Consider the following 25,147-nt stretch of genomic DNA (forward strand, 5'->3'; position numbering starts at 1 on the left):
GTTAAACTTGCTTTGAAAGCTTGAAACGGTATACTTTCGCAAGCTTTTTGTACCTCGAGTTTGGACGGATATTTGTAATCCGGTCATCGAAACAAGAAGTTATAATGCGGAGAAGATAAATTGAGCAAGGTTTTAGCACGTCGTGGCCGATGGTCAGCCTATAAATTGGTTTTACTACAGGCAGCGATGGCTGGATGTGTTTCAATTTTCTTTTTTGCTATGTGGGGGGGGCCGTATGGCTTATCTGCTTTGGCAGGTGGTGTCATTGCAGTACTCCCTAATTTTGTATTCGCAACCCTAGCTTTTTCCCATGCGGGAGCACAAGCATCAGGAAAAGTCGTACGGTCTTTTTTCCTGGGGGAAGCGGTAAAGTTGCTATTAACCATTGTGTTATTTTCACTGGCATTTGGTTTGATGAAGTCGGCATTTATGCCGTTATTCGTCAGTTATCTACTTGTGTTAATCGTGCCTTGGATAGCTCCTTTATACATCAAACAAAATTAAGTGAGATTAATCATGGCGACAACTGGGGATGACACGTTAACTGTAACGGCTTCCGGCTATATCCAGCATCACCTGACTAATGCGAAAATGTGTTCCGCTGATGGTGGAATTGCTTTTAACCATGCATGTCAAGATGCAGGATTTTGGACTTGGCACATTGACTCACTTTTGTTTTCAGTTGGTCTAGGTGTTCTATTTTTGTGGTTATTCTACAAAGTAGGACAAAAGGCAACTATTGGCGTTCCAGGCAAGCTTCAATGTTTTGTTGAAATGTGCGTGGAAGGTGTTGATAAAATTGTAAAAGACTCATTCCATGGGAAAAATGCAGTTATCGCACCATTAGGTCTAACTATTTTCGTCTGGGTTTTCCTGATGAACTTAATGGACTTGATCCCAGTTGACTTTGTACCTGAGGCCGCAAACAGATTATTAGGCGTACCTTACCTAAAGATTGTACCTACAACTGACTTGAACGTTACTTTGGGCTTAGCTCTAAGTGTATTCGCGTTAATTGTTTTCTACAGTATCAAGGTAAAGGGGATTGGTGGGTTCACTAAAGAACTGACTATGCAGCCTTTCAATCATTGGGCACTAATTCCAATCAACTTTGTTTTGGAAACAGTAACCTTGGTTGCGAAGCCGATTTCATTATCGCTTCGTCTGTTTGGTAACCTGTATGCAGGTGAGTTGATCTTTATTCTGATAGCGCTGATGCCTTGGTGGGCTCAGTTTGCATTATCAGTGCCTTGGGCCATTTTCCATATTTTGGTAATTGTGCTTCAGGCGTTTATCTTCATGATGCTTACGATTGTATATCTAAGCATGGCACATGAAGACCATTAATTTATTAAAATTAGATATTTATCGGAGATAAAATGGAAACTGTAATTAGCTTTACAGCAATCGCTGTTGCAATTATGATCGGCTTAGCAGCGCTAGGTACTGGTATTGGCTTTGCTATTCTAGGTGGTAAATTCCTAGAAGCTTCTGCTCGTCAACCAGAGCTTGCTCCTGCACTTCAAACTAAAATGTTCATCGTAGCTGGTCTACTTGATGCGATCTCAATGATTGCAGTTGGTGTTGCATTATTCTTCGTCTTCGCTAACCCGTTTGTGGGTCAATTAAGTGCATTTCTACCTGGCTAATCGTCCCCTTAAAAGGAGTTGTCGTTATGAGTATTAACGCTACCCTGCTAGGCCAAGCGATATCTTTTCTTCTCTTTGTGTGGTTTTGCATGAAGTTTGTATGGCCGCCATTGATGAACGCCATCGAAGAACGCCAGAAGAAAATTGCTGATGGTCTAGCTGATGCAGGACGTGCTGCAAAAGATTTAGAGCTAGCTCAGGTGAAAGCCACAGAGCAGCTGAAAGACGCTAAAGCAACAGCAAACGAAATTATTGAGCAAGCAAATAAACGCAAAGCTCAAATCGTTGATGAAGCAAAAATTGAAGCTGATACCGAGCGTGCGAAAATCATCGCTCAGGGCCACGCTGAAATTGAAAACGAACGTAATCGCGTGAAAGAAGATCTACGTAAGCAAGTAGCTGTATTAGCTATTGCTGGCGCTGAGAAAATTCTTGAACGTTCGATTGATGAAGCCGCACACAGTGACATAGTTAACAAACTTGTTGCTGAACTTTAAATAAGGAGCTTGAGTTATGGCTGAAATAACCACCATCGCTCGTCCTTACGCAAAGGCAGCTTTTGACTTCGCTCTTGAACAGAAAGCAGTAGAAAGTTGGGCAGAAATGCTTAACTTTGCCGCATTAGTTAGTGAAAACGAAGCTATGCAGCCATTACTGTCTGGCGCTATAGCCAGCAATAAGCTTGCAGAACTCTTTATTGGAGTTTGTGGCGAGCAAATCAACGAGCAAGCTCAGAACCTGTTAAAGGTAATGGCTGAAAACGGTCGTTTAGTTGCGCTACCTGCTGTTGCTCAACAATTTGTTGAGATGCAACGTGAGTACGCGAAAGAAGTTGAAGCGCAAATCGTTTCAGCTACTGAGCTAAACTCAGAGCAACTACAAGAGCTGAGCGCTTCTCTAGAGAAACGTCTAGCACGCAAAGTTAAGCTGAATTGCAGCATAGATGCCAGCCTTATTGCTGGTGTAATTATCACGGCAGGAGACTTAGTCATTGATGGCTCGGTCCGCGGAAAAATTTCGCGTCTGTCTGATACGCTGCAGTCGTAATTGGGAGTTTGAGCATGCAACTGAATTCCACTGAAATCAGCGATCTGATTAAACAGCGGATCGAGCAGTTCGAAGTCGTTAGTGAAGCTCGCAACGAAGGTACTATCGTTGCAGTAAGTGACGGCATCATCCGCATCCACGGCCTAGCCGACGTGATGCAGGGTGAAATGATCGAGCTGCCTGGCAACCGTTTTGCAATCGCGTTGAACTTAGAACGTGATTCTGTCGGTGCCGTAGTAATGGGCCCTTATGCCTCTTTGGCAGAAGGCGACAAAGTTAAAACAACAGGCCGTATTTTGGAAGTACCTGTTGGCCGTGGTCTATTAGGCCGTGTAGTCAACACGTTAGGTGAGCCAATTGACGGTAAAGGACCTATCGATAGCGATGGTTTCTCTCCTGTTGAAGTAATTGCACCAGGTGTAATTGAGCGTAAATCAGTAGATCAGCCAGTACAGACTGGTTATAAAGCTGTTGACTCTATGATCCCAATCGGTCGTGGACAACGTGAATTGATCATTGGTGACCGCCAGATCGGTAAAACCGCTCTAGCGATCGACGCGATTATCAACCAAAAAGATTCTGGCATTAAGTGTGTATACGTAGCTGTAGGCCAAAAGGCTTCTACAATTGCTAACGTAGTACGCAAGCTAGAAGAGCACGGCGCTTTGGCGAACACCATTGTTGTTGTTGCTACAGCTTCTGAAGCTGCTGCACTGCAATACTTGGCTCCATACTCTGGTTGTACAATGGGTGAATACTTCCGCGACCGCGGTGAAGACTCACTAATCGTATATGATGATTTGTCTAAGCAAGCTGTTGCTTACCGTCAAATCTCATTGCTTCTTAAGCGTCCACCAGGACGTGAAGCATACCCAGGTGATGTATTCTATCTTCACTCTCGTCTGTTGGAACGTGCTTCACGTGTTAACGCCGAGTATGTTGAGAAGTTCACTAAAGGTGAAGTTAAAGGCCAAACAGGTTCTTTGACTGCTCTACCAATTATTGAAACTCAAGCTGGTGACGTTTCTGCATTCGTACCGACTAACGTAATTTCGATTACCGATGGTCAGATCTTCCTTGAAACAGATCTATTTAACTCTGGCCTACGTCCAGCTGTTAACCCAGGTATCTCTGTTTCTCGTGTTGGTGGTGCAGCGCAGACTAAGATCATCAAGAAACTGTCTGGTGGTATCCGTACCGCTCTTGCACAGTATCGAGAGCTTGCAGCGTTCTCACAGTTTGCATCTGACTTAGATGATGCAACTCGTGCTCAGCTTGAGCATGGTGAGCGTGTTACCGAACTAATGAAGCAAAAGCAATATGCTCCAATGAGTATCGCTGATCAGTCTGTGTCTATTTTCGCAGCTGAAAAAGGTTACTTGAAGAGCGTTGAGCTGAACAAAGTTGGTAACTTCGAAGCGTCTCTGCTCTCTTTCATGAACAGTGAACATGCTGACCTAATGAAGACCATCAACGAGACTGGCGATTATAACGCTGACATCGAAGGTGAGTTGAAGGCTAGCTTGGACAAGTTCGTAGAAACCCAAACCTGGTAAATTTTAGAGGTGCCTCTGGCACCTCAGGTCCAGAATTGGAGAGTAAAGATGGCCAACGCTAAAGAGATTAAAACCAAGATCGCGAGTGTTCAAAACACTCAGAAGATCACGTCTGCAATGGAGATGGTTGCTGCGAGTAAAATGCGTAAAGCGCAGGATCGCATGTCTTCTAGTCGTCCATATGCAGAAAATATGCGTAAGGTGATCGGTCACGTGGCGCAAGGTTCTCTCGAATATAAGCATCCATATTTGGAAGTGCGAGAAGCTAAGCGTGTTGGTTACATTGTTGTGTCAACCGACCGTGGTCTTTGTGGTGGTCTGAACGTCAACCTTTTCAAAAAGGTTGTCGCAGACGTGAAGAAGCAGCGTGAAGCTGGTGCAGAAGTTGAATTCTGTACAATTGGTGCACGTAGTGCCCAGTTCTTCAATAGCTTTGGCGGACAAGTGTCTGCTTCTGCTTCAGGTTTAGGCGATGCTCCAAAGCTAGCCGACTTGATCGGAACAGTACGTGTGATGCTAGAAGCATACAACGAAGGCAAGCTGGACCGTTTGTACGTAGTATTCAACAAGTTTGTAAATACTATGACTCAAACCCCGGTGATCGAGCAGCTGCTACCTTTGCCTAAGTCAGAAGAAGATGAGTTTACTCATCAGTGGGATTACATCTACGAACCTGATCCAAAGTTATTGTTAGATACTTTGTTGGTTCGCTTTGTGGAATCTCAAGTTTATCAAGGTGTTGTTGAAAACATCGCATCTGAGCAAGCAGCCCGTATGGTTGCTATGAAAGCTGCGACAGACAACGCTGGTGAACTTATCGGTGACTTGCAGTTGGTCTATAACAAAGCCCGTCAGGCTGCGATTACGCAAGAACTTTCGGAAATTGTTTCAGGTGCTGCCGCCGTTTAGGCTAGGTAACGAATACAAGTTTTAGAGGATTAATCATGAGCACAGGTACTGTTGTCCAAGTAATTGGCGCGGTTGTGGACGTAGAGTTTCCACATGATGCCGTACCTCAGGTATATGACGCTCTAGAGATCAAAAGTGAAGGCTTGGTGCTGGAAGTTCAGCAGCAACTTGGTGGTGGTGTAGTTCGTACCATCGCTATGGGTTCTTCAGATGGTCTGCGTCGTGGCCTAGAGGTTGTAAACTCTGGTTCACCAATTACTGTTCCGGTTGGGTCTGCGACCCTAGGCCGTATTATGAACGTATTGGGTGAGCCTGTTGATGAAGCGGGCCCTATCGGTGAAGAAGATCGCTATGTGATCCACCGTGAAGCTCCTTCATACGAAGATCAGTCAAACACAACTGAACTTTTAGAGACTGGTATCAAGGTTATCGACCTTGTATGTCCATTCGCTAAGGGTGGTAAAGTTGGTCTGTTTGGTGGTGCTGGTGTTGGTAAGACCGTTAACATGATGGAACTTATTAACAACATCGCTAAAGCACACTCTGGTTTATCAGTTTTCGCTGGTGTAGGTGAGCGTACTCGTGAGGGTAACGACTTCTACTACGAGATGGAAGATTCTGGCGTTCTAGATAAAGTGGCCATGGTTTATGGTCAGATGAACGAGCCTCCAGGAAACCGTCTACGTGTGGCACTGACTGGTCTAACAATGGCTGAGAAGTTCCGTGACGAAGGTAAAGACGTTCTTTTCTTCGTAGATAACATCTACCGTTACACCTTGGCGGGTACTGAAGTATCTGCACTGCTAGGCCGTATGCCATCAGCAGTAGGTTACCAGCCAACATTGGCTGAGGAGATGGGTGTTCTTCAGGAGCGTATTACATCGACTAAGACAGGGTCTATTACCTCTGTTCAAGCCGTATACGTACCTGCGGATGACTTAACGGATCCATCACCAGCAACAACCTTCGCTCACTTAGATGCGACTGTTGTATTGTCTCGTAACATTGCTTCGCTAGGTATTTACCCAGCGGTTGACCCATTGGATTCGACTTCACGTCAGCTAGATCCACAAATTGTTGGTCAAGAGCATTACGATGTTGCTAGCGGTGTTCAAACCGTACTTCAGCGCTACAAAGAGCTGAAAGATATCATTGCGATCCTAGGTATGGATGAATTATCTGATGAAGATAAGACAACTGTATTCCGTGCTCGTAAGATTGAAAAATATCTTTCACAGCCATTCTTCGTAGCAGAAGTATTCACCGGTTCTCCAGGTAAGTACGTTTCTCTTAAAGACACAATCCGTGGCTTCAAGGGTATTCTAGATGGTGAGTTCGATCACCTTCCAGAGCAAGCGTTCTACATGGTTGGTTCAATCGACGAAGCCGTTGAGAAAGCTAACAAAAAATAACTAAGTATTCTGTAGTAATATAGAGCACTAGTTTAAGGAGAACGGATGGCAGCCATGACAGTACAGCTTGATATGGTAAGTGCAGAGAATCATATCTTTTCTGGTCGCGTAGCTCAGCTACAAGTATCAGGAACAGAGGGTGAGTTAGGTATTATGCCTGGTCACGCGGCTCTGCTTACAAGTATCAAGCCTGGCATGGCGCGCATCGTCAAGCAAGATGGAAGCGAAGAAGTGTTTTACCTTTCGGGTGGTATCCTGGAAGTACAACCTTCTTCAATTTCAGTATTGGCTGACGTCGTTATGCGTGCCGATGAGATTGACGAGCAAGCAGCTGCAGAAGCTAAGAGCCGTGCCGAAGCCTCAATGGCGGGTGCTGGTGCTGACTTCAACTATGCAGCAGCAGCGGTTGAGCTAGCTCAAGCAGTTGCTCAGCTACGCGTTGTCGAGACCATCAAGAAGAACATTGCCAGATAAGGTTATTGTTTGATGAAAAAAAGCGTTCACTTAGGTGGGCGCTTTTTTGTTTTTAGGGCTTTGTTATCACTACTTTATATTTTGGCCACCAGCTTCAGCTTCTTCGGTCATCCGCGTTGGTTTTTACTTCCTCACTTTAAATACATCAGCATGAGTTTTATGCCTCAACGTGATCAGTATGCCGCTTTAGATTAAATCTGGGTGTTACTCTCTGGCGATAATTAATTGCAAGAGACCTACTATGCAACACGTACTGATTATTGTTAATGACGCGCCTTATGGCTCTGAAAAACTGTTTAATGCCCTGCGTTTAGCCATACAGCTTAATGAGCAAGATTATTCACCCGCCAAAGTTAGCCTATTTCTATTATCTGATGCGGTAACCGCGGTATTGCCGAAACAGAAGCCTGTTGAGGGTTATAATATTCAGCAAATGCTTGAAATCGTTATTGCGCAGAAGACTCAAGTGAAATTCTGCGGCTCATGTATGCATGCTCGTGGCTTAACGGATTTAAAGGTTATCGAAGGTTGTGAGATGGCGACTATGGATGATTTAGCGCAATGGGTGCTGGTGGCGGATAAAACCATTACTTTTTAAAAGGCATAGCGAGTCGCTTTTAATGCTGGCATCGCTTAAAATCGATAACCAATTAATGACCTCATTTTCAACTTTAGCTTCAATACAGGCTCAAGCATTAGCTCAAGGATATAAATCAATGGCACTGAATGTAGTGATTTTGGCCGCAGGCAAGGGAACCCGCATGCGCTCAGATCTTCCAAAAGTTCTTCACCCTATCGCCCATAAAAGCATGGTGCAGCACGTTATCGATACTGCTCATCAAGTTGGTAGCGACGCGATTCAGTTAGTTTATGGTTATGGTGCTGAACAATTACAAGCTAAGTTAGGCGAGCAGCAACTTAATTGGGTCCTGCAAGCAGAGCAATTAGGTACTGGCCATGCTGTTGCACAGGCAAATGATAATATCGCTGACGATGATACAGTGCTCATTCTTTACGGTGATGTACCACTAATCCAAGCCACAACGCTTGAAGCGTTGCTTGCTGCTCGCGAAGCCAATGGTTTAGCTATTTTGACAGTTAACTTAGCTAACCCGACTGGTTACGGCCGTATCGTGCGTGAGCAAGGCTGTGTAGTGGGCATTATTGAGCAAAAAGATGCCAATGCTGAGCAACTTGCGATTAATGAGATTAATACTGGCATTATGGCTGCACCAGGTAAGCAATTAAAAGCTTGGTTAGGTCAGCTTTCATCTGATAACGCCCAAGGCGAATACTATCTGACTGATATCGTTGCCATGGCGCACCGAGATGACGTGGCGATTACCACTGCACTGCCTGAGTCGGCAATTGAAGTTGAAGGCGCTAACAACCGCGTACAACTTGCACAGCTAGAGCGTGCTTACCAAGCGCGTGCAGCTGAAAAACTGATGCTTGAAGGGGCAAACCTGCGCGATCCTGCTCGTATCGATATTCGCGGTGATGTGACTGTGGGCATGGACGTGATGATCGACGTAAACGTGGTTATCGAAGGTACTGTGACTATTGGTAATAACGTGACTATTGGTGCGGGGGCTATTCTTATTGATTGTGATATCGCTGACAATGCGGTTATTAAGCCATACTCAATTGTTGAAAGCGCTAAAGTGGGGGTTGCAGCAAGTGCGGGTCCATTTGCGCGTTTACGCCCTGGTGCAGAGTTACTGGAAGATGCCCATATTGGTAACTTTGTTGAGATGAAGAAGGCGGTACTGGGTAAAGGCTCAAAAGCTGGCCACTTAGCCTATATTGGCGATGCGACTATTGGCTCTGGAGTTAACATCGGTGCAGGTACTATTACCTGTAACTACGATGGCGCTAATAAGTTCCAAACCATTATTGAAGATAATGTATTTGTTGGTAGTGATACCCAGTTAGTCGCGCCAGTGACTATTGGTAAAGGGGCAACTTTAGGAGCTGGCTCAACCATTACCAAAGATGTAGCTGCTGACGAGTTAGTTATTACTCGTGTTAAACAACGTCATTTAACCGGCTGGGCAAGACCTGTTAAACTGAAAAAGTAATTAATAAAGACTCTAAAAAGGCGACCAAATGGTCGCTTTTTTGCTTTTAATTTGAACAACAAAGTAAGCAACATATTAATACTGACACAACAAAAGTGCTGATACATCTTGTTACTTTTGTGTTTGTTTATGTTGTGTTTTTCGTGTTTATTAGAGGTGCGTCACTGCCTATTGTAAAGAACTGTAAAGAAGCTTAAATAAAAATAGTTCTCATTTATATTGCGACTCAATTATTACATTCATGTTTCATTGTTGGGGTTGGATATGTCTGTTGGGACGTCATTTAAGTTTTCTCGCGTAGGTTTAGCAATCGTTGCTGCATTGGCTTCATCTACTGCTTTTGCAGAAGAAGCCGCTGTTGATACAGTTGCTCAAGTTGATAGCAATATAGAGCGTATTTCTGTAACCGGTCGTAGCTTTAATGACTATAAAGTCGGTTCATCTTCAGGCGCTATGCGTGGTGATATCGATATTATGGATACTCCGCAGTCTGTTACCGTTATCCCTGACTTTGTTACCGATGAACAGTTGGCAACAAACCTTTCTGAAGTACTTGTAAACGACTCGAGTGTTACTGGTGGCTCTGAAAAGTGGAACCGTCAAGTATTCAATATTCGTGGCTTTGAACTAGATTCAGGTTCTGGTTACTTGATCAATGGTCAGCAACAATGGTCTCACTATGTTCAGCCTATTGAAACTCTACAGCAGGTAGAAGTATTAAAAGGCCCATCAAGCATGCTTTATGGTCAATCAGGCCCAGGTGGCTTGATCAACATGGTGACCAAGAAGCCAACTTATGAAAATATGTTCGAATTTGGTTTTGATACTGATGAGCATGGTTCTACTCGTTTCCAACTTGATGCAGGTGGTAGCTTAAATGAATCAGAAACGATTCGTTACCGCACCGTGCTGGTAAAGCAAGACACTCAATACTGGCGCGAATACCAAGATGGTACTAACCAAGAGCGTGATCGCTGGTTAGGCTATTTAAACCTAGAATTCGATATCACTGATGATCTAATGCTGTCACTTAAGTATGACCATACTCAAGATAAAACGGGTATTGATCGCGGTGGCTGGTTAGACAGCAGTGGTGATTTAATTGGTGGCCGTGACATTATTTGGGATCAGCCATGGGCATTTACCGATAACACCATTTCTAACATGGGTGCTGAGCTTACGTACCACCTAACCGACGACTGGAAAGTGAAAGCTGGTTATAACGACCAACAGTTTGATCGTCAACGCTTAGAGTCTTCTCCATCACTTATTAGTGGCTCAGAAGATCCATTTACTGATGGTTATTATGTAAGTGCATTTGACCGTTACGATGATTGGCAGCACAAAACAGGTTATGTTGATTTTACTGGTAGTTTATATACTGGCGGAATTGAGCATCAACTACTTATTGGTGCCAATATGCTTGATTACTATTATGGTCAATTAAAAGATTCTGCACCAAAAAATCAAATTGTTATGCCTGGCCAACCAATGCCAAAGCCAGATCTTGATTACAACCGTGATGAAACCTTGTATGAAAGTGAATACAAGCACTACGGTTTCTACCTTCAAGATTTAATGACGATTAACGATCAATGGCAAGTGCTAGCTGGTGTACGTTACGACGAACAGAAAAAGGATGGTGCTGGTAATAATAGCTATGCAGTATCACCAAAGTTCGGTGTAATTTACTCGCCAGCTGACAATGGTAGCATTTACGTTAACTACTCTAAGAGCTTTACTCCACAAGGTATTGTTAACGATGACAATGACCTAAATGATGGTAAGAACTTAGATCCTGAGTATGGCGAGCAATATGAAATTGGTACCAAGTGGGAGCTATTCGATGGCAGCTTGCTACTAACGGGTGCTGTATTTGATATCACTGTATCAAACGTAACAGTAACTGAAGAAATAGAAGGTTCTTCAGAAACCATTACAACTCAGTCAGGTGAGCAACGCCATAAAGGTTTCGAAATGGGCGCTCAAGGTCAGGTAAGTGATAGCTGGTTTATGACGGGTTCTATGATGTACCTAGATGCTGAATATCTTCGTCCAGAAACTGATAGCCTAAATGGTAAAACACCAGTTGATGCGCCAGAATGGTCAGCAAACATCTGGACTCGTTACGAGATGACTGATGATTTAGCATTAAACTTTGGTGCTATCTATGTTGGTGAGCGTTTCGCAAATACCAGTAACACCATTAGCAAAGACGGTTATGTTCGCTTCGATATGGGCGCTGCATATACTATGGACGTAATGGGTAGCGATGTTAGCGTACGTTTGAACGTGAAGAACCTGTTCGATACCGATTACCTAGCGGGTGGTACTAACACTGACGTTACCGTTGGTGAAGGTCGTCACTTCAGCCTAGCACTAGAAGCTAAATTCTAACTCTTAGCCTCAACGCTTAATCATAAAAGCCTCAACCTTTGGTTGAGGCTTTTTTGTGTCTGCATGGTGGCTCTTGCTTTTTATCGCATAACAAAAACTGGTAATTAAGTTTCGTTTTACTATAATACACCTTTCGAATCGAAACTTAGCGAAAGGTTTTATGAACAAACGAAACACTCAACAGCGACGTCACAGCATTATTAGCCTGCTTAATCAGCAAGGCGAAGTGAGTGTTGAAGAGTTGTCCTTACGTTTTGAAACTTCTGAAGTTACCATTCGCAAAGATCTTGCTACGCTGGAAAAAACAGGCCTTCTATTACGTCGTTACGGTGGGGCTGTTGCCGTGCCGGATGAGGTGACTCAGCAATTTTCCGCTAAAATTGCGCCCAATAAGTTATCAATTGCCAAAGCCGCTGCCGAGCTGATTAAAGATCACAACCGTATCATTATCGATAGCGGCAGTACCACATCAGGTCTAATTGGTGAGCTGAATAATAAACGTGGCTTGCTAGTGATGACCAACTCATTGGCATTGGCTAATTCGATTCACGAGCTTGAAAACGAGCCAACGCTATTAATGACTGGCGGTACTTGGGATCCTCACTCTGAATCTTTCCAAGGGCAAATAGCCGAGCAAGTTCTACGCTCATATAACTTCGATCAATTATTTATAGGTGCTGATGGTATCGATCTTGAGCGTGGCACCACTACTTTCAATGAGCTTACGGGCTTAAGTAAGGTGATGGCGGAAGTGTCGCGTGAAGTGGTCGTTATGCTTGAATCAGAAAAGCTTGGCCGTCGTATACCTAACCTTGAGCTTCCTTGGAGCAAGGTTAGTGTGTTGGTTACCGACGATAGATTACCAAGCGAAGCGCTAGACAGTATTACGCAACATGGGGTGCGCGTCATTCTCGCACCTTATGCCGGATAACTCTTAAGAGCTAATCCAAATTAAATTCAAATATTAACTTCAATTTTATCTCTCGTATCGAGAGTCTAGGTATTAAATATGTGTGGAATCGTAGGTGCAGTAGCACAAAGGGATGTGGCTGAAATTCTTGTTGAAGGACTAAGACGTTTAGAATACCGCGGTTATGACTCTGCTGGTGTTGCAGTACTTAATGATGGTGAGTTAAATCGCACTCGTCGCGTTGGTAAGGTACAAGAGTTATCTGCTGCGCTAGAAGCTGCTCCGCTAGCTGGTGGTACCGGTATCGCTCACACTCGCTGGGCAACTCATGGTGAGCCAAGCGAGCGTAATGCTCACCCTCACCTATCTGAAGGTGATATAGCTGTTGTACATAACGGTATTATTGAAAACCACAACAAATTACGCGATATGCTAAAAGGTCTAGGTTATACCTTTGCTTCAGATACCGACACTGAAGTGATTTGTCACTTAGTACACCACGAGTTAAAAACACACGACACTCTGCTTGCAGCAGTTCAAGCAACAGTTAAGCAGCTTGAAGGTGCATACGGCACTGTCGTTATCGACCGTACTGATAGCGAGCGTATGATTGTCGCTCGTTCAGGTAGTCCACTGGTTATCGGTTTTGGTCTTGGTGAAAACTTCGTTGCTTCTGATCAACTTGCATTATTACCAGTAACTCGTTCATTCGCTTTCTTAGAAGAAGGTGATGTGGCAGAAGTGACTCGCCGTGAAGTCAACATTTTTGACGTTGATGGCAATGCAGTTGAGCGTGAAGTTAAAGAATCTGAAGTTACTCATGACGCTGGTGATAAAGGTGAATACCGTCACTACATGCTAAAAGAGATCTACGAGCAGCCAACAGCTATTGCTCGCACGCTTGAAGGCCGCATTGCTGGTGGCAAGGTGCTTGATACTGCATTTGGCGATAACGCTGCCGAATTCTTAAAAGACATCAAACACGTACAGATCATCGCTTGTGGTACTAGCTACCATGCAGGTATGGCTGCGCGTTACTGGCTAGAAGACTGGGCCGGTGTATCGTGTAACGTTGAAATCGCGTCTGAGTTCCGTTACCGCAAGTCGCACTTATTCCCAAATAGCTTGTTAGTGACGATTTCACAGTCTGGTGAAACTGCTGACACGCTAGCAGCTATGCGCTTAGCAAAAGAGATGGGCTACAAAGCGACGCTAACAATTTGTAATGCGCCAGGCTCATCACTTGTACGCGAATCAGACATGGCTTATATGATGAAAGCGGGCGCAGAAATTGGTGTTGCCTCAACTAAAGCCTTTACTGTGCAGTTAGCAGGTCTATTAATGCTGACATCGGCTATCGGTCGTTATAACGGTATGTCAGATGAAATGCAGGCTGAAATTAGCCAGAGCCTACTTTCAATGCCTGCTAAAGTTGAGCAAGCACTAGGTTTAGATGATGCGATTGCTGCATTGGCTGAAGACTTTGCTGATAAGCATCACGCACTATTTTTAGGTCGTGGCGATCAATACCCAATTGCGATGGAAGGTGCGCTTAAGCTTAAAGAGATCTCTTATATTCACGCTGAAGCGTATGCATCGGGTGAGTTAAAGCATGGTCCACTAGCACTAATCGACGCAGATATGCCTGTAATCGTGGTTGCACCAAACAACGAACTACTAGAAAAGCTAAAGTCGAACGTTGAAGAAGTGCGTGCGCGTGGCGGCTTGATGTATGTGTTTGCAGACAAAGATGCTGAGTTTGAGTCTGACGACACAATGAAGGTTATTCCTGTGCCGCACTGTGATGAATTTATGGCGCCGCTTATCTACACGATTCCATTACAGTTATTGTCATATCACGTTGCACTCATTAAAGGCACTGATGTGGATCAGCCACGTAACTTAGCTAAATCAGTTACGGTTGAATAAATATAAGCTGTAAATATTTATATAAATAAAAACGGCTACTTAGGTAGCCGTTTTTTATTGGTAAATATAAAGGTGTTTAATTTTATATTTAATATTTTCGCTAAAATATAAATTAGCGCAATTAATTATTTACTCTTTACCGTAAACGTTATTTTCTTGCTCTTGCACACGAATAAATGTAGTGCGCTTAGTTAATTCTTTTAATGAAGCAGCACCAACATAAGTACAAGTAGAGCGAACACCACCCATAATATCGTTAATGGTGTTATCTACACTGCCTTTAAATGGTAGTAGTACGGTTTTACCTTCTGCAGCGCGGTACTTAGCTACGCCACCTGAATGCTTGTCCATGGCTGATTGTGAAGACATGCCGTAGAACTTAACCATCTTCTTGCCATCTTGCTCAACAACTTCACCACCACTTTGTTCGTGGCCTGCTAGCATACCGCCAAGCATGACAAAGTCCGCACCACCACCAAAGGCTTTAGCTACGTCACCCGCACAGCTACAACCGCCGTCACCGATGATTTGGCCACCAAGACCGTGCGCTGCATCAGCACACTCGATAATGGCTGAAAGCTGTGGATAGCCAACACCCGTTTTTACGCGAGTGGTACACACTGAGCCAGGACCAATACCGACTTTAACTATGTCTGCACCAGCAATAATCAGTTCTTCAACCATGTCGCCAGTAACTACGTTACCTGCGCTAATCACCTTCATTGGGTGTGCTTGACGCACTTTACGCACGTAATCTACTAGGTGCTCTGAGTAGCCATTAGCGATATCAATACAGATGAAGTTAAGGTCTTCTGAAAGCGCTAAAATTTCGCTTAGCTTAATGAAATCAGCGTCAGATGTGCCGCTAGAAACCATAACGTGCTTTAGTACATCAGCTGTTTGGTTGGCAACGAACGCGCCCCATTGTTCAACACTGTAATGCTTGTGCACAGCCGTCATTACATTGTGCTCAGCTAGGCTGGTGGCCATTTCAAAGCTTGCTACAGAATCCATGTTTGCGGCAATAATAGGTACACCAGTCCAAGTTTTACCGCTGTGCTTAAAGGTAAATTGGCGATTTAGATCGACTTGAGAACGGCTTTTTAACGTTGAACGCTTAGGTCTAATTAATACATCTTTAAAGCCTAACTTTAGATCTTGTTCAATACGCATGGTTTATTCCTCACATGGATTTGCGCGCAGCAAAACCGCCGATAAAAATGTTTTTATCGGCCATTAAATTAATTCCTGAGCTTATTTCAGGCACAAAAAAACCGGAGCGTTTTGGGGCGCTCCGGTTTTAGGCATTATAGGAACAGATTTTCAGTTAGCAAGTTCTTAAATTAAAATAGACATTCCTCAAAAAAGGAAGGTTAATATCTTGTTGGTGAGTGTTTGTTTGTATGTTGCGATTGACTTGCTTGAAAATAGTAAATTAATAAGACAATAAACTTTATATTATTGCCTTATTAATTCAGCCTAAAAGCTTAAACTTTTATAAGGTTAACTCTCGGCAGCCCCTTTTTCTTTAGAAAGCTTAATATCAAAGTTGTCGAGTAATAATAAGGTATCAGCGAGAGCTGATTTTAGTTTGGCGGCGGGAGGAGAGCTGAGTTTTTTGGCTTGTTTGAGAGACTCTCTGCGAGTGACAAACTCTAACATGTTCTCTAGGTTTTCTGGGCAATCAACATCTATTGGTGGCAATTTCTTCGCGGATGCGTTGTTGTAAATTTCAAACTCTTTTACTAAGTGCTCTTGGGCTTCTCTGATCCTTTCCATATTACAGTGCCTCTTTGTCAATAAACCTACCTTCGAAGCTATATTAAAAATATAGCTTAAACAAGGCGTAAGCTTAATATTTATCTTTTTGTTTATTGTGGTGAGATAAATGCAAACTTATGTATTATCGAACAAGTGAGTAAGACTAAATGTAAGTGCTAGTAAAAAGGTGGGGCTGCGCTCGATAAGACGATAAAGCGCAACCCTGAGAGGTTGATTACTGGTGATTAGCCAAATTCACCGCTTACATAACCTTGGGTGCGTTGATCGATTGGTTGGTTAAATATCTGCGTTGTTTCACCGTGCTCAACCAGTTCGCCCATCCAGAAGAAGGCGGTTTTGTCTGAAATACGTTTAGCTTGGTTCATTGAGTGAGTCACTATTACAATGGTAAATTGTTTACGTAACTCATCCATCAGCTCTTCAATCTTATGAGTCGCAATAGGGTCCAGAGCACTCGTTGGCTCATCCATTAAAATCACTTCTGGCTTCATTGCAATCGAGCGGGCAATACACAAGCGCTGTTGCTGACCACCAGATAGACCAAATGCCGGCGTATTCAATCTGTCTTTTACTTCATCCCATAGTGCTGCGCTGCGTAGTGACTCTTCAACTGCATCATCGAGCACTTGTTTGTCTTTTATTCCTTGAGCTTTCAAGCCAAAAGCAACGTTCTCGTAAATGCTCATCGGGAATGGGTTAGGCTTTTGAAACACCATACCCACGCGCATTCTAAGATGTTTTACATCGACATCTTGATAGATATTATTGCCTTCAAACATCACATCGCCATTGATTTTCACCCCTGCAACGAGATCGTTCATGCGATTGAGTGTGCGCAGTAATGTTGATTTACCACAACCTGATGGACCAATAAGCGCGGTTACTTGGCGTGCAGGAATGGCTAATGAGATATTTTTTAGCGCATGGTTGTCGCCGTAAAATAGGTTTAAGTTGTTCACTTCTAGCTTATTCATGGAGATAACCTTACTTAGATGATTTATTCAAACGCGAGGCAATCACTTTGGTTGCCATGTTTAACATAAGCACTAGCACAATCAATATGGTGGCAGTGGCGTAAGCCTGATCCCATTCATGCTGGGTGAACAGCTCTTGGGTCAATTTATAAAGGTGTACGGTTAAGGTGCGGCCCGATTCGAGTACCGACTCAGGAATTTGAGTCACCATGCCAGCGGTTAAAAATACCGGTGCTGATTCACCAATCACTCGGCCAGTACTCAAAATAATTGAGGTTACAATGCCCGGAAGCGCACTCGGTAATACTAAACGACAGATGGTATAAATCTTTGAGCTACCAAGGGCGTAACCGCCTTCGCGGTAACTCATAGGTACTGCAAGTAATGCTTCTTCAGTAGTACGAATGATGACTGGCAGAATTAGCATGGCAAGGGTTAGTGCGCCTGATAAAATCGAGAAGCCTAAACCAAGAGTGGTGACAAAAAACGTCATACCAAACAGGCCATATACAATTGATGGAATGCCCGCAAGAGACTCTGTGCAGAAGCGGATCATCTTCACTACTTGGCTACCCGGTGCAGCATATTCGGTAAGGTAAATCGCCGTCATAATGCCAATTGGCGCGGCAAAGGCGAGCGATAAACCTACCATATAAACAGTCGATACTATCATTGCCCAAATGCCAGAAGCTTCACCAATGCGAGTGTAGGCACCGGTTATAAATTCCCAGCTAACGTGGCTTAGACCATTACTTAAGATGTGCCAAACCACCCAAAGTAAAAACAATAAAGTTGTCGCCGCTGCGCTCCAGATGGCTGCAAGCATCAGCTTATCTTGGTTGTCTCGTGAAAGTTTTAACATTAGTGAGCTCGCTTTCTGTTGAGATAAAGCAGTGAACCGTTAAGTAAAACGATAAAGGCTAATAGCACGATACCTGTTGAGTAGAGTGCGCTTGCATGGATGCCTGTTGCGTAAGACATTTCCATTGCAATATTGGCTGTGAGTGTACGAGCTGGTTCTAAAATGGAGCCTGGCATAGCAGGTGCGTTACCCATTACCATGATAATTGCCATGGTTTCGCCAATTGCGCGGGCAACACCTAAGGCTATACCTGTGTAAATGCCACTGCGTGCAGCAGGAATAAGCACTTTAAAGATGCTGTAAATATGTGATGCACCTAGGGCGAGAGCACCTTCTTTATAAGTTGACGGTAGTGCCCGTAGTGATGTTTCTGAAATGGTAATTACAGTCGGTAAGATCATAATTGCCAATACAATTATCCCGGCTAAAATGGTGTTACCAGCAGGGATATTAAAAATGCTTTCAATGGCAGGAACGATAATAACTAGGCCAAAAAAGCCGTATACCACAGAGGGAATACCAGCGAGTAGCTCTACTGCTGGGCGGATGATGTTTGCCAGCCAGTTAGGAGCTAGTTCTGCCAAAAACACTGCGGTTAACAGCGCAATAGGCACGCCAATTATCACTGCACCAGCTGTTGAAATGATAGATGCGACCATCATTGGTAGTAGGCCAAATAAAGCTGGTGGTAGCCAGTCTTTGCCTAATAGCATTTCAGATACACCAGCTTCTTTAAAAGCGGGTAAGCCTTCACTAAAGACAAACCACCCAATGGTAGCAACAGAAAATACGCCCACCATGGCGCTGCTTAAGAAAAGAAAATGAAACACCATCTCTTTCCAGTCATAAGACTTAGCGGGGGCAAGCTGCATTCCTTGCGAGTGCGCTTTACTTGCTGTGGTCATCACTTAACCTCGACATCTATCTAAAATGATTACAGAGGAACCCGTGTTCCTCTGTGTTGTATCATTGCTTACTGAACGCGGATATAACCTTCGTTAGCCACAATGCTTTGGCCATCTTCTGAAAGGATGTATTCGATAAAGCTATTAGCGTTATCTGGTGCGTTCTTATCGATAAGAACGATAAACGGACGAGCGATTTGGTAGTCGCCTGCAGCGATGTTGTCATCTGTTGCAGCCACACCGTTTACGTCAATAGCACGCAGGCTGTCGTCAACACTGCCTAGAGAGATGTAACCAATGGCATAAGGGTTATTAGCTACAATGGTCTTGATCATACCGTTGCCATTACCCACTTGAGCGGTTGGTGAGATAGCGGTAACTTTGTGGCCATTGATAGTGCGTTGCAGTTTCATGATTTCTTCAAATGCACCACGGGTGCCTGAACCATTTTCACGAGTGACCACTACGATAGGGCGAGCTTCACCACCAACTTCACTCCAGTTTTTAATCTCACCACGGTAAATCTTAGATATTTGCTCTTGGGTTAGATTTTTTACTGGGTTTGCTTTGTTTACTGCTGCGGCAATACCGTCACGAGCGATAACAATTTCTTTGGTGTCGCTGTTTAGTTCGCTGTCTTTTACATTACGTGAAGACATACCAATCATACTGGTGCCATCTTTTGCGGCACGAATACCAGCCGATGAGCCAGTGCTTTGTACTTCAACGTTGGTGTTAGTGTTGTTTTGATAATTCTCTGCTAGCACTTCCATTACGTGTGCTACTGATGTTGAACCTGATACTGTTACTGTGCTTGCGTGAGCAAGTGGTGCTGTCATTAGACCTACTGCGGTTAACAAGCCAAATACTTTTTTCATTACGATTTCCACTCTATTGTTTGGTCGCTTAGATACGAGTTATTTACAAAACCAAGTTAGTGCCTCACTGAAGGCAAGCGCATTAAGACAGACTTATATGACAGTTATGTGACTAAAAAGCTGAGTCGATTAATTTGAAAAGTCGAACAGATGAATATTAGGGGTTGCTGTTTTTATGGTTTGAATAGTTTTTTGTTACATGAACAAAAATTCAACCAGTGTTTATTAAGTGGTAATAGAGGTTGCTAAAGGCTGCTGCAATTGGGCTTTACAGCGAAGTTATGCAAAGTAAGGTTTATTCTGCTTAGTTGGGGTTAACTTCGGATTAAGCTAAATTTAACAATCTGTCAGGGCAAATATGTTATGTTTCGGTTATTAGAACGCAGGATAAATTTATTATTAAACTTTTATGACAATATGTGTTTGCCACATATTTGTACAAATTATTAGTCACAATAATCTAGGTATTCAAGCCGAGGTGACTTTTGGCGTCTATTCTCTATGCGTAAGCATTAATTCTCACACGTAAATACAAATAAAAGGTGCTTCTATGACGACTGAAATGGTCATGATTGGTATGTCGATTTTGATCTTGGTCGGTATTTTGTTGCATCACCCATCTCGTACCTTAGGGATCCCATCGTTACTTATCTTTATGGGGGTAGGCCTAATGCTAGGTAATGGTGAGTTTAACTTTGTTTATGATGATTTAGACAAAACTGCTTGGATAGGTGGATTAGCGTTAAACATGATTGTGTTTGTTGGCGGTATTAATACCTCAACCGATAAAATCAAAGTAGCTTATAAAGAAGGTGGGGTGCTGGCCTCGTTTGGCGTGCTGTTTACCACGCTGTTTTTTGCGGTGATCTTATATTGGCTGCTCGACTTTGATTTTATTACCTGCTTGTTGTTTGCCGCGATTGTGTCGTCAACTGACGCTGCTGCGGTATTTTCTATCCTCGAATCTAAAAAACTAAAACTTAAAGAGCAAACCGATACCGTATTGGAGTTTGAATCAGCAACTAATGACCCGGTAGCCATGTTATTGGTGATTTTCTTAACTGATATGGCGTTATCAACTAGCAAGAGCGTTGTGGCGTCAGAAATCGCTTTAGAATTAGTAACCCAAATTGGTGTGGCAATGATTGTGGGCTTTGGCATTGCCAAACTGGCGGTAGGCTTATTGAACCGCATTCATTTATCTGAGTTTGGTCTTATACCTGTGTTTGTGCTGGCCAGTTTTGTTATTGCGACTTATGGCGCTGAACTGCTCGGTGGCAATATCTTACTAGCGTCTTACATTGCTGGTGTGGTGATAGGTAATGGTATTAAGCGTGGTCAGGCTGTTAACTTGCACTTCTTTAATAGCCTATCTTGGCTAGCTCAAGCATTAATGTTTATCGTGCTCGGCCTGCAAATCTTTCCGCAGTCGCTAGCTTCAGTGTTCGTTAGTTCACTTCTGCCGGCTATTTTACTGATCTTGGTTGCGAGACCTCTGGCAGTACAGCTGTGTTATCTGCCATTTGTCAAAGCGAGTTGGAAAAAGCGCATGTTTATTTCGGCGATTGGATTAAAGGGGGCTACTCCAATTGTGTTTGCCCTTATTCCTGCCGCAGCAGGTGTGCCTGGCGCGTTAGATATCGTGCATATGGTGTTCTTTATTGTCTTATTTTCGGTATTTATTCAAGGAGGGGCAATAGCGCCTCTGGCGAATAAATTAGGTTTAAATAATAGTGATAAAGCTTAGGCTGAAACTGCTGCGACAGCATTTTTAGATTCAATGCCTTTCCAAACTTTTTCGTGGAAGTAGAACACTACGGTATTAATCGCAGGCTCGATTAAGGCAACTGCACCACCAATCACTATGCTTCCAGTTAACAGGTAAGTAATAGTGAAAGCCACACTAAAGTGAAGAATCGCGAATGTCATTGTCTTAATCATAATATATCCTCCTATTTAAGATGTTTAAATGATAATGGTTATCATTTGTGATTAAAAGAGGCTTATATAGATTAGTTTGATTGGATTTATAGATTGGAAATAAGCTTTGAGTATAAACCCTACAAAACATTAAATGTATTGTAGGGTTTACATTAGCTTATGGTTTCGTTGTTAATGCGAAAGCATGAACTATTAATAGTGCCAAGGGAAAGATGAGAAGTCTTGGTCGCGCTTTTCTAAGAATGCGTCGCGTCCTTCGCGAGCTTCTTCTGTACCATAAGCTAATCGAGTCGCTTCACCAGCAAATAGTTGCTGACCAACCAAGCCATCGTCAGGCAAGTTAAAGCCATATTTCAACATACGCATTGCTGTTGGCGACTTAGAGTTAATCTCTTTAGCCCATTTTAACGCTTCAGTTTCAAGCTCTTGATGAGGAATCGCACGGTTAACCATACCCATATCAAATGCTTCTTCTGCTGAGTAGTTAAAACCTAAGAAGAAGATTTCACGGGCGCGTTTTTGGCCAATCATCTTAGCTAGGTATGCACTACCATAACCGGAGTCAAAGCTACCTACATCTGGGTCAGTTTGCTTAAATACCGCATGTTCTTTAGAAGCTAAGGTTAAGTCGCATACCACATGTAAACTATGACCACCGCCAACAGCCCAGCCCGGAACAACTGCAATCACAACTTTAGGCATAAAGCGGATTAAGCGTTGTACTTCTAATATATGCAAGCGCCCCATACGCGCAACATCTGGCGTGCCTTCTTCTGCACCTTCATATTTGTAGCCATCTTTGCCGCGAATACGCTGATCGCCACCGGCGCTGAAAGACCATTGGCCTTTAGCTGATGGGCCATTACCAGTTAATAGTACGCAACCAACATCTGACCATTGGCGTGCATGGTCAAGTGCTACGTAAAGCTCATCAACAGTTTTAGGGCGGAAAGAGTTTAAGCAATCTGGGCGATTAATAGCGATACGCACTGTGCCCTGATCTTTGGCTCTGTGGTAGGTAACATCTTCAAAATCAAATCCAGGAACGACATCCCATAACTCGGGATCAAAAATGTCAGATACTTGTTGTGTCATGAGCCTATAGCCTTTTACTTGGGTGAAATACCGTAATAGCTAAAGGCTAGGCTGAATCAGATCTCAGGTCAATCTAGTTTATAGTTGAATCCACTAACTGAGATCTGCTGCATTATATAGAAAGCAATATTAAAGCTGATCGCAGATGTAAGTTTGATTTTCTTTACTAAAAGCAGGGTGCTTAGGTGCTCGACTACCACAAAAGTCTTCTTTATAAGCGTTGAGCGTGGCTTTTGATTGGCTAATAGCTTCTAGCGCCTTAGCTTCAGCGCTAGAAAGTCGGTCAACGATGTCGGTTTTAAGTAATTCAACGGTATCATCAATGCGCTGAATTTGGGTGCCGGTCATGCTATCGACTTTATCTTCGGCTTGTTGAAATATCGCTTCAACCTCGGCAATAGGCTCATCAAGAGTATTGGTTTCTGTATAAAGGTAGTAAAGAATGCCACCGATAATCGCTAATATGATCCAGCCCTTCATCTTTTAGTCCTATCTAGGTGAATAACTTGTAGTATAAGCGTTATAATAAGCTAGTTTTCTAGCAATATTAAAGCTGTAAGGCTGCAAAATGAACGCAGAACAAAATAAAAAAGACTTCTCTAAAGCCGAAAGAATCAAAATCCACCAACCTGATGCCAATAAAGCTGACCGCTTTAACCCGCGTAATCGTATCTATGTGCGCGCAGTTGAAGGCTTGTGGAGTACGCTACGCCGCCGTATTGGTTGGATAGCTATGTTGTTCTTTTTAGTACTGCCGTGGATCCCATGGGGAGACCGTCAAGCAGTTTGGTTTAATCTGGCTGAGCAAAAGTTTCATGTGTTTGGCCTAACTATTTGGCCACAAGACTTAACCTTGCTAGCAGCGCTACTAATGATAGCGGCCTTTGGTTTGTTCTTTATTACCACCTATCTCGGTCGAGTATGGTGTGGTTACACCTGTCCGCAAACTGTGTGGACCTTCATTTTTATCTGGTTTGAAGAAAAGCTCGAAGGCGCACGTAATAAGCGTATCAAGTTAGATCAAATGCCATGGAGCTTTAATAAGTTATGGCGTAAGACCGCCAAACACACCTCTTGGCTGTTAGTCTCCTTACTGACAGCTATGACTTTTGTATCGTATTTTGTGCCGACCAATGAAGTCTATGTAGATGTATTTACTCTTAACGCAAGTGGCGCCATCTACTTTTGGGTAATCTTCTTCACCTTCGCCACTTATGGTAATGCTGGTTGGATGCGTGAAATTATGTGCATCCATATGTGTCCTTATGCACGATTCCAAGCTGCAATGTTTGATAAGAACACCTATATAGTGGGATATGACGCTAAGCGTGGTGAAACGCGTGGTCCAAGATCAAGAAAAGCCGATCCTAAAGCTATGGGACTCGGTGACTGTATTGATTGCGATTTGTGTGTACAGGTTTGTCCAACCGGTATCGATATTCGTAACGGCTTACAATATGAGTGCATCAACTGCGGTGCCTGCATTGATGCATGTGATACAACGATGGTGCGTATGGGTTATGACAAAGGGCTCATAAGCTATACCACTGAGAACAAACTCGAAGGCGTAAAAGAAAAGGTGTTGCGACCAAAGTTGGTTGGCTACGGTGTCGTTCTTTCTGTAATGATCTTAATCTTTATATACGCGACAGCAACCATAGAGCCAATCCGTATTGATATTATTCGTGACCGTAACCAACTGTTCCGTGAAACTGATGCCGGATTGGTTGAAAACACCTTTACCTTAAAGATCCTTAATAAGACTGAGCATACCCATTTGTATAATATGAGTGTTGAAGGCTTGCCAAATTATGATTGGATTGGCCCACAGCAGGTAACTATTAAAGGTGGAGAAGTGCTGACGCTACCAATTAGCATCGCAGTTGACCCCGTAGACCTATCCAGAACCATGACTCATATCAATTTTGAAGTGGTAACTGATGATGGTTTGATAGAGGCTAAGCAGGAATCACGCTTTTTTGGTAATTAGGTTTAGTGATAAACAGTAAAAATGGGGGCTTTTAGCCCCTTTTTTGTACGTATCGTTTGATAACTATTCGTTTGATTCGAAAAAGCTAATTTTATTACAAAAGGGGCTTGCGCGGATCTGAGAACTCCCTATAATGCGCATCCACTGACACGGCACAGCAGGCCAACTACCTAGGTAGCAAGGGACTTGCAGCGGTGTTAGAGAGTTAATAATCCTTAGGATGATAACTCTGGTGAAAGCGGTTTAAGAGCTTCACGCAGTGACTTCTGATTAAGAAACCAACGCTTGAAAAACTTCTTAAAATAAACGCTTGACGCCAACAACGGGAAGTGTAGAATACGCACCCCTAGCCACTT

The 25,147-nt window shown here is 43.3% G+C and carries 26 protein-coding genes; 17 read left to right on the top strand and 9 right to left on the bottom strand.

Annotation, left to right across the window (positions count from 1 at the left end; genetic code table 11):
- Positions 1-120: 120 nt before the first annotated feature.
- The 15 genes from MSG37_RS18400 to glmS all read left to right on the top strand — a co-directional run bounded on the left by MSG37_RS18400 (position 121) and on the right by glmS (position 14,364).
- On the top strand, positions 121-504 hold the full coding sequence (locus tag MSG37_RS18400; RefSeq protein ID WP_248472126.1) for an ATP synthase subunit I: 384 nt from the start codon (positions 121-123) through the stop codon (positions 502-504).
- 12 nt (positions 505-516) lie between these two features.
- Complete coding sequence (gene atpB / locus MSG37_RS18405) at positions 517-1,347, top strand: F0F1 ATP synthase subunit A (protein WP_248472127.1); 831 nt, start codon at positions 517-519, stop codon at positions 1,345-1,347.
- A 32-nt stretch (positions 1,348-1,379) separates the two neighbouring features.
- Positions 1,380-1,649: a F0F1 ATP synthase subunit C gene (atpE, locus tag MSG37_RS18410; protein ID WP_248472128.1), complete on the top strand. Its 270-nt coding sequence runs from the start codon at positions 1,380-1,382 to the stop codon at positions 1,647-1,649.
- A 26-nt stretch (positions 1,650-1,675) separates the two neighbouring features.
- Positions 1,676-2,146 (top strand): F0F1 ATP synthase subunit B, encoded by a 471-nt coding sequence (gene atpF / locus MSG37_RS18415; RefSeq protein ID WP_220764201.1) that lies wholly within the window; start codon positions 1,676-1,678, stop codon positions 2,144-2,146.
- Between the two features lie 16 nt (positions 2,147-2,162).
- Positions 2,163-2,696, top strand: a complete 534-nt coding sequence (atpH, locus tag MSG37_RS18420; RefSeq protein WP_248472129.1) for a F0F1 ATP synthase subunit delta — start codon at positions 2,163-2,165, stop codon at positions 2,694-2,696.
- A gap of 14 nt (positions 2,697-2,710) precedes the next feature.
- Entirely contained in the window at positions 2,711-4,252 is a 1,542-nt protein-coding gene (gene atpA / locus MSG37_RS18425; RefSeq protein WP_248472130.1) for a F0F1 ATP synthase subunit alpha, read from the top strand.
- 48 nt (positions 4,253-4,300) lie between these two features.
- On the top strand, positions 4,301-5,161 hold the full coding sequence (gene atpG, locus MSG37_RS18430) for a F0F1 ATP synthase subunit gamma (protein ID WP_248472131.1): 861 nt from the start codon (positions 4,301-4,303) through the stop codon (positions 5,159-5,161).
- Positions 5,162-5,196: 35 nt separating this feature from the next.
- On the top strand, positions 5,197-6,573 hold the full coding sequence (atpD, locus tag MSG37_RS18435) for a F0F1 ATP synthase subunit beta (RefSeq protein WP_239891877.1): 1,377 nt from the start codon (positions 5,197-5,199) through the stop codon (positions 6,571-6,573).
- Positions 6,574-6,618: 45 nt separating this feature from the next.
- The gene (locus MSG37_RS18440) at positions 6,619-7,047 is read left to right on the top strand and encodes a F0F1 ATP synthase subunit epsilon (RefSeq protein ID WP_220764215.1); all 429 of its coding nucleotides are present in this window, start codon (positions 6,619-6,621) and stop codon (positions 7,045-7,047) included.
- Positions 7,048-7,059: 12 nt separating this feature from the next.
- Positions 7,060-7,242, top strand: a complete 183-nt coding sequence (locus MSG37_RS18445) for a hypothetical protein (RefSeq protein WP_248472132.1) — start codon at positions 7,060-7,062, stop codon at positions 7,240-7,242.
- Positions 7,243-7,288: 46 nt separating this feature from the next.
- Entirely contained in the window at positions 7,289-7,645 is a 357-nt protein-coding gene (locus tag MSG37_RS18450; RefSeq protein ID WP_248472133.1) for a DsrE family protein, read from the top strand.
- A gap of 118 nt (positions 7,646-7,763) precedes the next feature.
- Entirely contained in the window at positions 7,764-9,128 is a 1,365-nt protein-coding gene (gene glmU / locus MSG37_RS18455; RefSeq protein ID WP_248472134.1) for a bifunctional UDP-N-acetylglucosamine diphosphorylase/glucosamine-1-phosphate N-acetyltransferase GlmU, read from the top strand.
- 264 nt (positions 9,129-9,392) lie between these two features.
- Positions 9,393-11,525, top strand: coding sequence for a TonB-dependent receptor (locus MSG37_RS18460; protein ID WP_248472135.1), 2,133 nt, complete (start codon positions 9,393-9,395; stop codon positions 11,523-11,525).
- 160 nt (positions 11,526-11,685) lie between these two features.
- Complete coding sequence (locus MSG37_RS18465) at positions 11,686-12,456, top strand: DeoR family transcriptional regulator (RefSeq protein WP_248472136.1); 771 nt, start codon at positions 11,686-11,688, stop codon at positions 12,454-12,456.
- A 78-nt stretch (positions 12,457-12,534) separates the two neighbouring features.
- Entirely contained in the window at positions 12,535-14,364 is a 1,830-nt protein-coding gene (gene glmS, locus MSG37_RS18470) for a glutamine--fructose-6-phosphate transaminase (isomerizing) (protein ID WP_248472137.1), read from the top strand.
- Positions 14,365-14,493: 129 nt separating this feature from the next.
- Here glmS and MSG37_RS18475 read toward each other — a convergent pair whose 3' ends face one another.
- From MSG37_RS18475 to MSG37_RS18500, 6 genes are all read right to left on the bottom strand, one after another.
- Positions 14,494-15,537 carry a GMP reductase gene (locus tag MSG37_RS18475; RefSeq protein WP_248472138.1) on the bottom strand — a complete coding sequence of 348 codons (1,044 nt, stop codon included), beginning with the start codon at positions 15,535-15,537 and terminating at the stop codon, positions 14,494-14,496.
- Positions 15,538-15,867: 330 nt separating this feature from the next.
- Positions 15,868-16,143, bottom strand: a complete 276-nt coding sequence (locus MSG37_RS18480) for a hypothetical protein (protein ID WP_248472139.1) — start codon at positions 16,141-16,143, stop codon at positions 15,868-15,870.
- Positions 16,144-16,370: 227 nt separating this feature from the next.
- Positions 16,371-17,120, bottom strand: coding sequence for a phosphate ABC transporter ATP-binding protein PstB (gene pstB / locus MSG37_RS18485; protein WP_248472140.1), 750 nt, complete (start codon positions 17,118-17,120; stop codon positions 16,371-16,373).
- A gap of 10 nt (positions 17,121-17,130) precedes the next feature.
- Positions 17,131-17,982: a phosphate ABC transporter permease PstA gene (pstA, locus tag MSG37_RS18490; RefSeq protein ID WP_248472141.1), complete on the bottom strand. Its 852-nt coding sequence runs from the start codon at positions 17,980-17,982 to the stop codon at positions 17,131-17,133.
- Entirely contained in the window at positions 17,982-18,887 is a 906-nt protein-coding gene (gene pstC, locus MSG37_RS18495) for a phosphate ABC transporter permease subunit PstC (RefSeq protein WP_248472142.1), read from the bottom strand. The genes pstA and pstC overlap by 1 nt, the downstream gene beginning before the upstream one ends.
- 68 nt (positions 18,888-18,955) lie before the next feature.
- On the bottom strand, positions 18,956-19,765 hold the full coding sequence (locus MSG37_RS18500; protein ID WP_248472143.1) for a phosphate ABC transporter substrate-binding protein: 810 nt from the start codon (positions 19,763-19,765) through the stop codon (positions 18,956-18,958).
- 550 nt (positions 19,766-20,315) lie between these two features.
- On the opposite strand from MSG37_RS18500, the gene MSG37_RS18505 reads away from it, so the two are divergent.
- The gene (locus MSG37_RS18505; RefSeq protein ID WP_248472144.1) at positions 20,316-21,512 is read left to right on the top strand and encodes a potassium/proton antiporter; all 1,197 of its coding nucleotides are present in this window, start codon (positions 20,316-20,318) and stop codon (positions 21,510-21,512) included.
- Here MSG37_RS18505 and MSG37_RS18510 read toward each other — a convergent pair.
- The 3 genes from MSG37_RS18510 to MSG37_RS18520 form a co-directional block, all read right to left on the bottom strand.
- A complete protein-coding gene (locus tag MSG37_RS18510) occupies positions 21,509-21,706 on the bottom strand; it encodes a DUF2061 domain-containing protein (RefSeq protein ID WP_028767749.1) in 198 nt (65 codons plus the stop codon). The genes MSG37_RS18505 and MSG37_RS18510 overlap by 4 nt on opposite strands.
- A 192-nt stretch (positions 21,707-21,898) precedes the next feature.
- Positions 21,899-22,801 carry a 1,4-dihydroxy-2-naphthoyl-CoA synthase gene (locus tag MSG37_RS18515; protein ID WP_248472145.1) on the bottom strand — a complete coding sequence of 301 codons (903 nt, stop codon included), beginning with the start codon at positions 22,799-22,801 and terminating at the stop codon, positions 21,899-21,901.
- Positions 22,802-22,930: 129 nt separating this feature from the next.
- Complete coding sequence (locus tag MSG37_RS18520; RefSeq protein WP_248472146.1) at positions 22,931-23,281, bottom strand: hypothetical protein; 351 nt, start codon at positions 23,279-23,281, stop codon at positions 22,931-22,933.
- An 88-nt stretch (positions 23,282-23,369) separates the two neighbouring features.
- Between MSG37_RS18520 and ccoG the strand changes: the two genes are divergently transcribed.
- A complete protein-coding gene (gene ccoG, locus MSG37_RS18525) occupies positions 23,370-24,791 on the top strand; it encodes a cytochrome c oxidase accessory protein CcoG (RefSeq protein ID WP_248472147.1) in 1,422 nt (473 codons plus the stop codon).
- Positions 24,792-25,147: the final 356 nt, after the last annotated feature.

Origin of the sequence: Shewanella sp. 1CM18E, assembly GCF_023161665.1 — a bacterium.
Classification (GTDB): Bacteria; Pseudomonadota; Gammaproteobacteria; order Enterobacterales; family Shewanellaceae; genus Shewanella.